Annotated in this window: 12 protein-coding genes and 1 pseudogene; 5 read left to right on the top strand and 8 right to left on the bottom strand. The window is 72.4% G+C overall.

Annotated elements, in window-relative coordinates:
- Positions 1-81 precede the first annotated feature (81 nt).
- Both AB0H87_RS06325 and AB0H87_RS06320 read left to right on the top strand, forming a co-directional pair.
- Positions 82-906 (top strand): hypothetical protein, encoded by an 825-nt coding sequence (locus tag AB0H87_RS06325; RefSeq protein WP_360140545.1) that lies wholly within the window; start codon positions 82-84, stop codon positions 904-906.
- 85 nt (positions 907-991) lie between these two features.
- Positions 992-1,408 carry a hypothetical protein gene (locus tag AB0H87_RS06320; RefSeq protein WP_360140542.1) on the top strand — a complete coding sequence of 139 codons (417 nt, stop codon included), beginning with the start codon at positions 992-994 and terminating at the stop codon, positions 1,406-1,408.
- Here the strand turns inward: AB0H87_RS06320 and AB0H87_RS06315 are convergent.
- Positions 1,405-2,634, bottom strand: coding sequence for an alpha/beta fold hydrolase (locus AB0H87_RS06315; protein WP_360140539.1), 1,230 nt, complete (start codon positions 2,632-2,634; stop codon positions 1,405-1,407). The two genes, AB0H87_RS06320 and AB0H87_RS06315, sit on opposite strands and share 4 nt — an antisense overlap.
- Positions 2,635-2,703: 69 nt before the next feature.
- Here AB0H87_RS06315 and AB0H87_RS06310 point away from each other — a divergent pair, with 69 nt between their 5' ends.
- Positions 2,704-3,147: an SRPBCC domain-containing protein gene (locus AB0H87_RS06310; RefSeq protein ID WP_360140536.1), complete on the top strand. Its 444-nt coding sequence runs from the start codon at positions 2,704-2,706 to the stop codon at positions 3,145-3,147.
- On the opposite strand, the gene AB0H87_RS06305 is transcribed toward AB0H87_RS06310, so the two are convergent.
- Positions 3,144-4,502 carry an MFS transporter gene (locus AB0H87_RS06305; protein WP_360140532.1) on the bottom strand — a complete coding sequence of 453 codons (1,359 nt, stop codon included), beginning with the start codon at positions 4,500-4,502 and terminating at the stop codon, positions 3,144-3,146. The genes AB0H87_RS06310 and AB0H87_RS06305 overlap by 4 nt on opposite strands.
- A gap of 44 nt (positions 4,503-4,546) precedes the next feature.
- Positions 4,547-5,578, bottom strand: a complete 1,032-nt coding sequence (locus AB0H87_RS06300; protein WP_360140529.1) for a glutathione S-transferase C-terminal domain-containing protein — start codon at positions 5,576-5,578, stop codon at positions 4,547-4,549.
- A 132-nt stretch (positions 5,579-5,710) separates the two neighbouring features.
- On the opposite strand from AB0H87_RS06300, the gene AB0H87_RS06295 reads away from it, so the two are divergent.
- Entirely contained in the window at positions 5,711-6,700 is a 990-nt protein-coding gene (locus AB0H87_RS06295; RefSeq protein WP_360140526.1) for a sugar phosphate isomerase/epimerase, read from the top strand.
- A 3-nt stretch (positions 6,701-6,703) separates the two neighbouring features.
- Here the strand turns inward: AB0H87_RS06295 and AB0H87_RS06290 are convergent, their stop codons facing one another.
- From AB0H87_RS06290 to AB0H87_RS06275, 4 genes are read right to left on the bottom strand one after another with little or no spacing between them, the layout of a single operon-like run.
- Complete coding sequence (locus AB0H87_RS06290; RefSeq protein WP_360140523.1) at positions 6,704-7,330, bottom strand: ATP/GTP-binding protein; 627 nt, start codon at positions 7,328-7,330, stop codon at positions 6,704-6,706.
- The gene (locus AB0H87_RS06285) at positions 7,311-7,679 is read right to left on the bottom strand and encodes a DUF742 domain-containing protein (protein ID WP_360140520.1); all 369 of its coding nucleotides are present in this window, start codon (positions 7,677-7,679) and stop codon (positions 7,311-7,313) included. The genes AB0H87_RS06290 and AB0H87_RS06285 overlap by 20 nt, the downstream gene beginning before the upstream one ends.
- A 57-nt stretch (positions 7,680-7,736) precedes the next feature.
- Positions 7,737-8,153, bottom strand: coding sequence for a roadblock/LC7 domain-containing protein (locus tag AB0H87_RS06280; RefSeq protein ID WP_360140517.1), 417 nt, complete (start codon positions 8,151-8,153; stop codon positions 7,737-7,739).
- Entirely contained in the window at positions 8,150-10,909 is a 2,760-nt protein-coding gene (locus AB0H87_RS06275; protein ID WP_360140637.1) for a nitrate- and nitrite sensing domain-containing protein, read from the bottom strand. Before AB0H87_RS06275 ends, AB0H87_RS06280 begins: the two co-directional genes overlap by 4 nt.
- A gap of 411 nt (positions 10,910-11,320) precedes the next feature.
- Between AB0H87_RS06275 and AB0H87_RS06270 the strand changes: the two genes are divergently transcribed.
- Positions 11,321-12,508 carry an ABC transporter substrate-binding protein gene (locus tag AB0H87_RS06270; protein WP_360140514.1) on the top strand — a complete coding sequence of 396 codons (1,188 nt, stop codon included), beginning with the start codon at positions 11,321-11,323 and terminating at the stop codon, positions 12,506-12,508.
- Position 12,509: 1 nt separating this feature from the next.
- Here AB0H87_RS06270 and AB0H87_RS06265 read toward each other — a convergent pair.
- Positions 12,510-12,711: pseudogene (locus AB0H87_RS06265) on the bottom strand (ABC transporter permease); the annotation flags it as partial.

Raw genomic sequence — 12,711 nt, 5'->3', positions numbered from 1 at the left:
CGCCAAGTTCCGTGATTCGCCTTTTATGCGAAGTTTCTCTGCATATATTCGGCCCTGGGAGTGTTGTGAAGGGAGAAACCAATGGGGAAACTGCGCACGAGGGTGGGCTTGGGCGCGGCTGTGGTCGGGATCGGGCTGGCGCTGAGCGCGCCGGCGTACGCGGACGGTGCTCGCTTCCAGATCACCAGCCCGCAGAGCGGCTCGACCATCTCGAACTCGCCGACCGTCCGCGGTCTCGGCACGCCCGGTGCCCGGGTCGCGGTCGAGGCGATCAGCCAGCGGAACAACGATCACCAGCAGCGTCCGGGCAACAACGACGACCAGCGCCCTGGGAACAACGGCGACCAGCGCCCCGGCAACAACGGGGACCAGCGTCCCGATAACAACGGGGACGAGCGCCCGGGCAACAACGACCAGCGGCCCGGCAACAACGACCAGCGGCCCGGCAACAACGGTGACCAGCGGCCCGGCAACAACGGCCAGCAGCCCGGCAACAGCGGCCAACAGCCGGGGAGCATGCAGCCGGGCAACACCGGCCAGCAGCCCGGCAACAACGGTGACCAGCGGCCCGGTGGCAACAACGGGAACTGGAACGAGTCCGAGAGCCGTGGCGGCAACGTGGCCGGCACCTGCAACGCCACCGTCAACCAGCAGGGCTGGTGGTCCTGCACGATCTCACCGAACCTGAAGCCCGGCCGCTACAAGATCGTCGCCCGGCAGAGCGTGCCCGGCGCCGGCAACGACGTAGCCGCGGTCGACAACCTCACCGTGCCCGGCGGGCAGCTGCCGGTCACCCCGGGTCCGGACCCGGTCCCGGTGGTCGCGGGCGGCCTGGTGCTGCTCCTCGGCGGCGCCGTGGTCGTCGCCGCGACCCGCACCCGCCGCCGCGGCAAGCACGCGGCCTGAGCATCGACCCGGAGGTGGAGTCGCCCGGACGAGGGCGGCTCCACCTCCGGCATTGCCTGGGCACCGACTGGGTAGGAACGCGATCGTGAACGACCAGCACAGCCGCCCACCCGGCGTCGACGACGACACGGTCGCGGCCCTCGGCAAGCTCAGCGAGGCGCTCGAGACCGTCGAGCGGGTCCGCGGCCACCTCTACTCGATGCACCAGCTCACCGGGCACGCCGACCTCATGCTCGACGAGGCCGTCGACCTGCTCCGGCGGGCCGGCCACGACGACCTCGCCGACGCCGTGCGGGACGACCTGATCGGCCGCAACGTCATCGAGGGCCGGTGGACCTACCAGATCGTCGAGGACTACGACGAGGGCTACTACGCGGCCTTCCGCGCCGTCGAACAGCGAGCCCGCGACCAGCTCGCCGGGGGCCGCCGCCACCTCTTCGAGGCGGAGATGAAGGACCGCCGGCGCACCAAGGGCCGCCGCGGCCACGAGGAAGGCCCCTAATAGCCAGAGCCGGTCAGCACCGAGGCCGGGCGCAGGATCGAGTCCAGCCAGCCCAGGGCCCGCGCGTGGAACAGCGTCCGGGCGCCCGCCTCGCAGTGGTCGCCGGCGCCCTCGGCCACCGTGAAGGTGATCAGCTGCTTGCGGGTGGTCAGCGCGTCGTACAGCTGCGGCGCCTGGGCTCCCAGCGGGTCGCCCTCCGCGTGGCAGACCAGCGTCGGGCAGGTGATCCGCCCGGCCCGGCCCTTCATCGTGTAGTCCCGCAGCATGTCGATGTAGGTGACCGCGTCCGCGGCACCGTGCACGAGCTGCCCGCGGCGCAGCGACCAGCCCGCGGTCGGCCGCCGCTCGAGCCCGCGCAGCATCCGGCGCAGGAGCGCGGTCGTCGACGGGCGCCCCTCGGCGAAACCCCGCGCTACCGGACCCGGCATCCGCTGCAGCACGGCGTCGAACAGGTCGTACTCGCCGCCGTCGACGATGCAGGCCGCCAGCCGCTGTTCGCCGCTGGCCGCCCGCGGCGCCAGGTAGCCGCCGAGGCTGAGGCCGATCAGCGCGATCCGGTTGACGTCGACGGCCGGCAGGTCCAGCACGAAGTCGACCACCGGGCCGAGCACGTTCTCCCAGTCCGGCCGCATGACGGTGCCGCGCTGCAGCAACGCCGTGCCCTGGCCCGGGCCGTCGAAGGTCAGCACGTCGTAGCCGCGGGCCAGCGCCGCCGCGCCGTTGAAGAAATAGAGCTCCTCGGCGGTGCTGTCGTACCCACCGATGCAGATCAGGATCGGGCGGTCGCGCGCCTCGCCGTCGGTGCGGAAGAGATAGCCCGGCAGCGTGGTGTCGCCGAACGGGATCTCCACCTGCCGCGGCGGCGTCGGCATCAGCGCGGCGCCGCGCCGGAACGCGTCCGTCTGGCGCAGGTTCGCCTCCACGGCCCGCCGGTCGAGCGGGGTGCCGAGCAGCAAAGTCCCGGCGTTGCGGAAGTAGTTCGACGCCCGCCAGTACGCCAGCCGGGCCGTCTCCATGTGTCCCGCGGCTTCCTCCGCCTCGGCCAGCGCCTGCATGCGGTTGGCGGTCAGCGTCCACTCGCCGTACCAGCTGTCGAGGCTCGTGCCCTGCACCCGGGCCAGCGTCGCCAGGCACTCGCCGATGTCGGCGCCACCGTAGGGAGCGTGGCCCATGGTGCGCAGCGTCTGCGCGCCGAACAGCTCGTCCTTGGCGCCGATTCTGGTCATCGGTACCTCCACTGGGCTGGGCTGGGCCTCTGGCCAGCGTCGCACGCCCCGGACTGGCAGGCTGGGGAAATGGCGTACCCGACACCCCCGCCCATCGTCCGCGAGCTCGTCGTGCCGGTCGGCCCGACCGAGGCATTCGACCTGTTCACGACCAAGATCTGCGAGTGGTGGCCGCCCGCGTTCACGGCCAGCGGAGATGCCCTGGCCGACGTGGTCGTCGAACCCAGGGTCGGTGGACGCGTGTACGAGCGGGCCCGCGACGGTGGCGAGCAGGACTGGGGCGTGGTCGGCATCTGGGAGCTGGCCGAGCGGGTGGCGCTGCGCTGGACGCACGGCCTGCGTACGCCCGAGCCGACCCTGGTCGACGTGAGCTTCACCCCGGACGGCGCGGTCACCGACGTGCGGCTGCAGCACGAGGGCTGGCACCCGGACCAGACCGCCGACCACGCCCGCTTCGCCGCGGACGGCGGCTGGACGGCCGTCCTGGAGTCCTACCGCTCCAAGGCCGTCTAGACCCGGCGCGCGACCAGCACCGCCGCGCCGCCGAGCAGGGTCGACAGGGTCAGCGTGCCCGCGAACGACCACCACGCGCCGAAGCCGGCCAGCGACTGGAAGAGCAGGCCCGTGACGGCCAGCGCGAGGCTGCCGCCGACCACGTCGGCGATGTTCTTGGCGGCCGTGTTGAACCCCTGCGTGCCCGCCACCGACGCGGCCAGCACCAGCGTGCTGACCCGCGGGTAGATCAGGCCCATCCCGCCGCCGGCCAACAGCCAGCCGGCGCCGACGAACACCCAGTGCGGGGTGAACAGCGCCGTCAGCAGCTCGGCCGCGGCACCGGCGACGAGGAACAGCGTGCCCAGCCGCATCACCTTGGCATCGGTCCAGCCGGTCAGCCGGCCCTGCACGTGCGAGCCGGTCGCCCAGGAGATCGCGCCGACCGTCAGTGTGAAACCGGACAGCCAGCTCGGCAGCCCGTAGCGGTCGTGCAGCAGCAGCGGGAGGTAGACCTCGGTGCTGAAGAACGTGCCGCCGGCCGCCGCGCTGAGCAGGACCGCGGCGGGCAGGCCGGGCCGCGCCCGGAACGTGTCGGGCGGCAGCAGCCGGCGGACCGTGACCACGACGGCCGTGACCGCCACCGCGGCCAGCAGCCAGCCGCGCGCGTCGGCCAGGTCGCTGGCCAGGCCGGCGGTGACCGCGCCACCGGCCACCACCGCGGCCGCCGCGATCCGCCGCCCGTCGCGGGCCGCGCCCGGGTCACCGGTGGGCAGCGCCCCGCGCAGCACGGGCACGGTGACCAGGGTCGCGGCGGCGACCAGGATCAGCACGCCGAGGAAGACCCAGTGCCAGCTCCAGGCGTCGGCGACCAGCCCGGCGACGAACGGCCCGACCATCGACGGGACCACCCACGCGGCCGCGAACAGTCCGAAGATCCGTGGATGCAGCGCGGCCGGGTAGACGGCCGCGACCAGCACGTAGAGCGCAACCGTGATGCCGCCCGCGCCGAGGCCCTGCAGCAGCCGGCCGGCGACGAAGACCCACATCGTGGGCGCCGTGCCGGCCACGGCCAGACCCAGCGCGAAGACCCCGATCGCGGTGAGCAGCGCCAGCCGGGGGCCCCGCCGGTCGGCCCAGGCTCCCGAGACCACCATGCCGACGACGCCGGTCGCGGTGGTCGCCACGAACGCGAGCGAGTAGAGCGCGCGGCCGTCCAGGTCGGCGGTGATCGTCGGCATCACCGTGGTGATCGCCAGCGCCTCGAACGCGGCCAGGAACACGAGGCTGGTCGAGCCGGCCGTGGCCAGCGCGTACCGGCGGTTGAACAGTCCGACGCGGGACTCGGTGGAGGCGGGAGTGGCGGTGGCGGTCACCGCACGATGATCCGACCTCAAGCGGGCTTGAGGTCAACCGATATTCAGCGCAGGGGCGTGTGCTCCGGGGGTACGACCTCGTCGGGCCGGACCGGCCCGGGCGGCGTGCCGTCGCCGAACGGGCGCCCGCCCAGCGCCTCGCGGCCGTGCGGGTCGAGCCAGTTCGCCAGGTCCGGCCCCAGCGGCACGATCCCGGTCGGGTTGATGTCGCGGTGCACCTCGTAGTAGTGGCGCTTGATGTGGTCGAAGTCCACGGTGTCGCCGAAGCCGGGCGTCATGAACAGGTCCCGCGCGTACGCCCAGAGCACCGGCAGCTCCGTCAGCTTCTGCCGGTTGCACTTGAAGTGCCCGTGGTAGACCGGGTCGAACCGGACCAGCGTGGTGAACAGCCGCACGTCGGCCTCGGTGATCGTGTCGCCGACCAGGTAGCGCTGGGTCGCCAGGCGGTCCGAGAGCCAGTCGAGCCGGTCGAACAGCCGGGTGAACGCCGCGTCGTACGCCTCCTGCGTCCCGGCGAAGCCGCACCGGTAGACGCCGTTGTTGACGTCCTTGAAGACCACCTCGTTGACGGCGTCGATCTCCGGCCGGAGCGCCTCGGGGTAGAGGTCGGGTGCGCCGGGGCGCTGGTGCTCGCGCCACTCCAGCGACATGTCGATCGTGATCGACGGGTAGTCGTTGGTCACTACCTCGCCGGTCGTGACGTCGACGATCGCCGGCACCGTGATGCCCCGCTCGTACCCGGGGAAGCGCTTGAAGAACGCCTCCTGCAGCCGCTCGTAGCCGAGCACGGGGTCGCGCCCGCCCGGCGCCAGGTCGAACGTCCAGCTGCGCTTGTCGTGGGTCGGCCCCGCGATCGCCATCGAGATCGCGTCCTCGAGCCCGAGCAGCCGGCGGACGATCACCGCGCGGCTCGCCCACGGGCAGGCCCGGCTCACCACCAGTCGGTACCGGCCGGGCTCGACGGGGTAGCCGTCCCGGCCGTCCCGGGTGATCCGGGTGGCGATGTAGCGCTGGTCACGGGTGAACTCGCCGGTCGGGTTGACGTAGGCACCCGGCTCGGTCATTGCTTCCGGCATGAGATCCATACTGCCTCGCCAACCGGCAGATCGCTCATATAGATCTTCCTCTCGACGTGCGGAGCGCGGTAGCTTGACCGAGCATCGATGCTGGTCGAGTTTCCGTCCCGAACGCCCAGGAGGCATTCATCCATGTGCGTCAACGACCACGAAGCACACCAGAACGTCGCGCCGCTGGCGGAAGAGCAACTGCACACCCTGACCCGGCGCGGCGCGCTGCGGGCCGCGACCGTCGCGGCGGCGGCGGGGGCCGTCGGCGCCGTGGGCGGCCTGGCCGCCGGTGCCGGCCCGGCGAGCGCCGCGTCGCACGGCGGCGGTGGCCGGCCCGGCCGGGTGCCCCGCGACCAGATCAGCGTGCAGCTCTACACCCTGCGTGACCAGCTCGCCGCCGACCTGCCGGGCACGCTGCGGGCGCTGGCCGACATCGGCTACACCCGGGTCGAGCACGCCGGTTTCGTCGGCCGCACGGCCGCGCAGTTCAAGGCCGCCCTCGACGCCGTCGGGCTGCGGGCGACCTCCGGGCACGTCGGCATACCGCAGCCGTTCGACGCCGCCGCCTGGCAGGCCGCGCTGGCCGACGCGCGGCTGCTGCGCCAGCGCTACATCGTCCACCCGTTCTTCGGCGTCGGCGCCAACGGTGTCATCCGTGACTCGGCGACCTACCGGGCGTTCGCCCGCGACCTCAACAAGGCCGGCGCCCTGGCCAAGAAGGCCGGGCTGCGCTTCGGCTACCACAACCACCACTTCGAGTTCTTCCGCCTCGACGGTGGCACCACCACCGGCTACGACATCATCACCCAGGAGACCGACCCCGACCTCGTGCACCTCGAGGTCGACCTGTTCTGGGTGACCCGCGGCGCCAACGACCCGGTCGACGTGATCCGGGCGAACCGCGGCCGGATCAAGCAGTTCCACGTGAAGGACATGAACGACGCCGGCTCGTTCGAGGACGCCGGCCAGGGTCTGATCAACTTCGCCCGGATCTTCCAGCACGGCAAGGAGGCGGGCATCGACGAGTTCATCATCGAGCGGGACGACGCCGGCACCCCGCCGCGCCAGCCGGCTCAGGCGATCGACACGGCCCGGGTCGGCTACAACTACCTCGCCAACCTGCGGTTCTAAGGATCAGGAGGACGGGCGCGGCGAGCCGACCGGTGTCGGAGTGCCGCGCCCGAACTCCTCGCGCAGCGCGCGCATGGCGTGCTCGACGACCTCGATCAGGGTCTCCTTGACCTTGTCCCGGCGGCGCGCGTCGGTCATCAGCAGCGGCACCTTCGCGGGGATGGCCAGCGCCTCCCGCACCTCGTCGACCTCGTAGACGGGCGCGCCGTCGAAACAGTTGAGCGCCACGAGGTACGGCAGGTTGTGCTTCTCGAAGTAGTCGAGCGCCGCGAACGCGTCCGTGATCCGCCGGGTGTCGACCAGCACCACCGCGCCGACCGCGCCGCGGACCAACTCGTCCCACATGAACCAGAACCGGGTCTGCCCGGGAGTGCCGAAGAGGTAGAGGATCAGGTCTTCGGCCATCGTGATCCGGCCGAAGTCCATCGCCACCGTCGTGGTCTCCTTGCCGGGCACCTTCGACCGGTCGTCGATGCCCGCGCCCGCCTGGGTCAGCAGCGCCTCGGTGGTCAGCGGGGTGATCTCGGAGACGGCGCCGACCATCGTGGTCTTGCCGACGCCGAAACCGCCGGCGATCACGATCTTCGCCGAGATGATGCCCTTGGCGCGGTCAGAGCCTGCGTAGTCCACTTAGCACCCTCTCCAACATCTCCATCCGTTCCTCATAGCGCTGGGCGGGTGCGGCGCTGTGCAGCGTCAGCAGCCCCTCGGCGACCATGTCGGCGACGATGACCCGGGCGACACCGAGGGGCAGCCGGGTGTACGCCGCGATCTCCGCCAACGACTGCGGCGCGGACTGGCAGATCTGTGCGATCCGGTACTTGTCGTGGCCGGCGAACCTGGCCTCCATCACCGCCTGGGCGCTGGCCGAGAGCACGGCCTCGAGCGCGATGTGCCGCGAGGGTTCGGTGCGGCCACGGGTAACCGCGTAGGGGCGCACGAGCGCGCCCCGGGGGTCGCCGGGCTGCGGCGGCTCCATACGCGGATACCTCCTCACTGCGGTGCCGGGCTTCTCTTCGCATGATCTTGGGCGCGGCTACGACCGGCGGCCTAGTGCGGCTTCGCGGCGGTCGGGGGACAGGGCCTTGCCGACCCGCTCGACGAGCAGGGCCATCTCGTAGCCGACCTGGCCCACGTCGCTGTTGCGGGCGGCCAGCACGGCCATCGCGGAACCGTCGCTGATGGACATCAGGAACAGGTATCCGCTATGCATCTCGATCACCGTCTGCAGGACGTTGCCGCCGTCGAACATCCGGGCGGCACCCGTGGTCAGGCTCACCACGCCGGAGGTGATCGCGGCGAGCTGGTCGGCCCGGTCCGCCGGCAGGTCACGGGACGACGCGAGCAGGAGGCCGTCGGCGGACACCGCCACGACGTGGGCGATGCCCGCGACGCTGTCGGCGAAGTTGGTCAGCAGCCAGGCCATGTCCTGCATGGTCGGTGCCCTGTTCATCGGCTCTCCTCGCGCGGGTGGGGTGGGTCGAGCTCGGCGCCGGCCGTGCGGCCGCGCTGCACACCGCGGTGGTACGCGGACAGCAGGCCCCGGACCTCTTCCGGCGCGCGTTTGACGCCCTCCGGCTTGCGGGTCTCGACGCCGCCGGGCACGAGCTGGGCCTGCGGCACCCGCTTGGGCAGGCCGGAGCGGGTGGTGCCGTCGGTCGTCGGCGAGGCGGCCCGGGTCGCCCGGTCCCAACCCTCGTCCGCGGCGGTGCGCCACAGGTCGTCCGCGGCCGGCTGGTCGGCCGGCACCCGACCCCCGCCGGTCATGGTGGACTGCGCCGGGATCACGGGCGCGGGCGGCGGCGGTGCTGCGGCCGCCGGCGGTGGTGGCGGCGTCGCCGGCGGCGGTGTGGGCGTCGCCGGTGGCTGGCCGATCGTGGGGTGGGTGAAGATCTGGGTCGAGGTGTGACCGTGCGACTGGAACCAGACGGCCTCCATCTCCCGGAAGATCGGCATCTCGGTGGTCGCTTCCCGACTGGGCTCGGCGAGGAGCGCGGCTTCGGCTCTGGACTGCGCTGGTGGTGGTGCGGGGAAACCGGGCGCCGCGGCGGGCGAGCCGGCGCCGAAGGCCGGTTGGGGCGGCAGCGGGATGTCCCACTGCGCCGGCGCGACCCGCGGCTCGGCCACCGTGGTGGCCGACGCGCGGTTGGCCCACGCGCTGCCGCCCGGCACGTGGCCGTTGCCGGCGGCCACCTCGGCCGACACCGGGACCCGCTTGCGCGGCAGCAGGGTCGGCGGCCGGCCCGCCTGCTTCGGCACCACGACGATCTCGGCGGGCAGCGTGACCAGCGCGACCGTGCCCTGGTCGAGCGTGCGGCGCAGCTCGACGAGGATCCGGTAGCGGGCCGCCAGCCGGGCGACCACCGCGAGGCCCATCAGCCGGAACGCGGCGACGTCGACCGGCGAGGGCGCGCTCAGCCGCTGGTTGAGCGCCTCGAGCTGGTCGTCGTCGAGCCCGAGGCCGCGGTCCTCGATCTGCACGACGACGTAGTCGCGGATCCGCCGCGCGTCGGCCACCACCACGGTGTGCGGCGGCGAGAACCGGGTGGCGTTGTCGAGCAGCTCGGAGAGGATCCGCACGACGTCGTTGACCGCCCGCGCGCTCACCGAGATGTCCGGGTCGACGGTGCCGAACTCGATCCGGTTGTAGGACTCCACTTCGGACTGTGCGGCCCGCAGCGCGTCGATCAGCAGCGCGTCCTCGCCGCGCGGCGGGGCGGTGTCGGCGCCGGCGAGCACGAGCAGGTTCTCGTCGTTGCGGCGCATCCGGGTGGCCAGGTGGTCGAGCACGAAGAGCTTCGCCAGCCGCTTCGGGTCCTCCTCGCCGCGCTCGATCGAGTCCAGCTCGCCGATGATCCGGTCGACCAGCGTCTGGCTGCGCCGGGCCAGCGTCAGGAACATCGCGGACACGCTCGTGCGCAGCGCGGCCTGCTCGGCCGCGATCCGCACCGCTTCCCGATGCACCACGTTGAAGGCCGCGGCGACCTCGCCGACCTCGTCGCGGTTGGTCAGCTTGATCGGGTCGCGCACGCCGTCGACGATCTCCTCGACGCCGCCCTCGCCGACCTTTTCCAGCTCGCGCAGCCGGCCGACCGCCTCGGGCAGGCCGTGGTTGGCCACGGTGAGCGCGCCGTCGCGCAGGCGGAACAGCGAGCGGTTGAGCGACCGGGCGATCACGATCGCCAGCAGCAGCGCGACGAGCAGCACGGTGAGCACCAGCGTGCCCTCGACCGTGGCCTGCCGCACCGCGTCGCCCCGGGCGTCGTCGGCCTGGCCGAGCAGGTCGCGCTCGAGGTTGCTCTCGGCGTAGCGCATCAGGTCGGTGACCGCGCCGATGGCCGGGCTGCCCACCGCGGCGGGGAACGGCGCGTCCTCGCCGACCGAACGGGTCAGCTGGGCGGAGATCTGGTCGGCGAGCAGCGAGGCGTCGCCCGTGACGGTCCGGTCGACCGCCGCCTGCTGCGCGGCCGAGGCCGAGCCGGCGAACGCGACGAACGCCTCCTGCTGGCTGGTCAGCGTCGCGACGAACCCGGGGAACTGCTCCTGGCTCAGGCCGCCCGAGGAGAGCGCGTCGAACACGACCGCCTCCTCCTCGGCGGTGGCCGCCTTGGCGCGGGCGAACGCGGCCATGGCCCGCAGGCTCTCGCCGAGGTCGCCCTCGCCCGAGACCTGGCCCAGCGCCTCGCCGTACGCGACGAGGTCGTCGAGCACGACGCCGTAGCGCAGCACCGCCTCGGCGACCGACATCTGGCCGCGGGCGAGCGTCTCCTCGCGGATGGCGGACAGCCCGGCCAGGTGGCCGTCGATCGCGGCGAGCCGGCTCTCCACGGTGCCGGGCAGGTCCGGCAGGTTGGCCCGGCGGGCATGGTAGGTCGTCACGAGCGCGTCGGTGCTGCGTACGCGCAGGTTGTAGGGGTCTGCCCTGGCCTCCGGCGCGGCCAGGAACGCGGCGGCTGACATCCGCTCCTTGTGCAGGTTCTGCGTCAACGCCGAGACGTCGATCGACAGCTCGGACAGGGAGCGGATCAGCGTCGCGTCGGAGGCCTGCCGGGAGACGTCGACCAGCCGGACCGCGGCGAGCGCGATCACGGCGACCAACGGCACCAGCAGCAGCAGGCCGAGCTTCGAACGGATGCGCGCGTCCGCGAGGCGCGGGAAGCCGCGCCGGTCCAGCCCGGTCGGGCCCGGGCCGGGGGTGGACAGCGTCATCCGTCCGGCGCTCACGCCATCGCCTCCGTGGTGGGTTACGTGGCGGGTCCGCCACCGGTCATCACGGCGCCCCCGCGGCTCACGCGGCACGGCGGCGATTTCATCAGAGTCTGACGATGTACGGAAGGGTTAGACGGAGAGCAAACGGTCGGTCAGTGCGGATCGGTCAGTCGGTGCCTCAACCTGTCCATTCGGACAGGGCGCTGAGCTGCTTGCTCACGGTGACCGTGTCTGTGCGATCACAGAAAGTTGTGTCCATTTCCCGGACACGGTTCCCATAGTTCGAGACAACGAGATATGGAAATTCCTCAGCTTGACCAGAGCTGAAGAGCTTGGCAAGGTTTCACAACGCTTGCCGACCGCTGCCGGTCGTCGTCTCTCCACTGAGGAACTCCGTCGAGGAGGCATCCCGTGACCCGCTTCGTGACCCGCGTGCTCGCCGCCACCGCGCTCGCGCTGAGCCTGACCGCCTGTGGCGGTGGGGACGACCCGGCGGGCGGCGACGCGCGGGGCCCGATCGTCGTGGCCGCCGACCTCGAGCTGTCCGGCTCGGGCGCGGCCGCCGGACGGGCCTTCCAGCGCGCGCTCGAGCTGCGCGTCGACCAGCTCAACGGCTCCGGGCTGACCGGCGGGCGCACCGTCCGCCTGCAGGTCAAGGACAACCGTTCCGACCCGGCGGAGAGCCTGCGCAACATCCAGGACTTCACCAGGGACCGGGCGGTGAGCGCGATCATCCTGGGCGGCTGCGACCAGTGCGCGCTCAACGCCGCGAAGACGCTCAACGACAAGGCGATCCCGGCCGTCTCGCTGGCCGCGGCCGGCGCCGTGGCGAGCCCCGTCGCCGAACGGCGGTTCCTGTTCAAGGTCGGGCCCAACGCCAACGACAACGCGGCGGCGCTCGCCGCCGAGCTGCGCCGCACCCCTGGGCTGCGCCGGATCGGGCTGCTGCACACGAGCGACGGCTACGGCGCGGAAGGCGCGGTGGCCCTCGACCGGGAGCTGCGCAAGGTCGGGCTGAAGCTGGCCGCGAAGACCGAGGTCAAGCCGACCGAGGACAACCTCGAGGACGCGGTCGAGGGCCTGGCCGCGGACGCGCCGGACGGGATCCTGGTGTGGACCGGTCCCGGCCAGGCAGGGCTGGCCGCCGCGGCGACGGCCGAGGACAACTACCGCGGCAAGCTGTTCTTCGACGCCGCCGCGGCCGGCGACCTGTTCCTCGGCGGCGCTGCCGGGCGCACCCCGGACGGCACGACGATGGTGTTCACCCAGACCATGGTGATCGACGACGTGATCGCCACGACGCCGGCGAAAGCCGCCCGCAAGCAGTGGTTCAGCGACTACACGGCCCGGTGGGGCAGCTACTACGGGATCGCCTCGTTCGCCGCGGACGCGTTGCAGCTCGTCACCGACGCCGCGGTGCGGGCAAACGCCGACCCGATCGCGCCCGACCGCGGTGCGATCCGGGACCAGCTCGAGATGTCGCAGATGGACGGTCTCTCCGGGCCGATCCGGCTCACGCCGGACAACCACTCGGGCCTGATGCGGCAGTCGCTGACGATGCTGGTCGCCCGCGGCGGCCGCTGGCGACTGGCCGGCTGAGTCACGCCGTCGTCGCACGCACCCAAGGCAGCACCAGGCGTTCCACTCCGACCAGGGCGTAGAACAGCACGATGCTCATCAGCGACAGCAGGGCGACGCAGGCGAACGCGAGCGCCGTGTTGCCGCTGCCGCCGGACGAGGTGATCAGATAACCCAGTCCCGCGTCGGAGGCGAACAGCTCGCCCACGACCGCGCCGACCACG

It is taken from the genome of Asanoa sp. NPDC050611 (assembly GCF_040654855.1).
GTDB lineage: Bacteria > Actinomycetota > Actinomycetes > Mycobacteriales > Micromonosporaceae > Asanoa.
The sequence above is the reverse complement of the archived record's forward strand: the minus strand, read 5'-3'. Positions and strand labels throughout refer to the sequence as shown.

Bases quoted from the DNA above. Each gene is read 5' to 3' on its own strand.
- AB0H87_RS06325 (WP_360140545.1), top strand. From the start codon at position 82: ATGGGGAAACTGCGCACGAGGGTGGGCTTGGGCGCGGCTGTGGTCGGG.
- AB0H87_RS06315 (WP_360140539.1), bottom strand. From the start codon at position 2,634: ATGACCAGAATCGGCGCCAAGGACGAGCTGTTCGGCGCGCAGACGCTG.
- AB0H87_RS06310 (WP_360140536.1), top strand. From the start codon at position 2,704: ATGGCGTACCCGACACCCCCGCCCATCGTCCGCGAGCTCGTCGTGCCG.
- AB0H87_RS06300 (WP_360140529.1), bottom strand. From the start codon at position 5,578: ATGCCGGAAGCAATGACCGAGCCGGGTGCCTACGTCAACCCGACCGGC.
- AB0H87_RS06295 (WP_360140526.1), top strand. From the start codon at position 5,711: ATGTGCGTCAACGACCACGAAGCACACCAGAACGTCGCGCCGCTGGCG.
- AB0H87_RS06285 (WP_360140520.1), bottom strand. From the start codon at position 7,679: ATGGAGCCGCCGCAGCCCGGCGACCCCCGGGGCGCGCTCGTGCGCCCC.
- AB0H87_RS06280 (WP_360140517.1), bottom strand. From the start codon at position 8,153: ATGAACAGGGCACCGACCATGCAGGACATGGCCTGGCTGCTGACCAAC.
- AB0H87_RS06275 (WP_360140637.1), bottom strand. From the start codon at position 10,909: ATGACGCTGTCCACCCCCGGCCCGGGCCCGACCGGGCTGGACCGGCGC.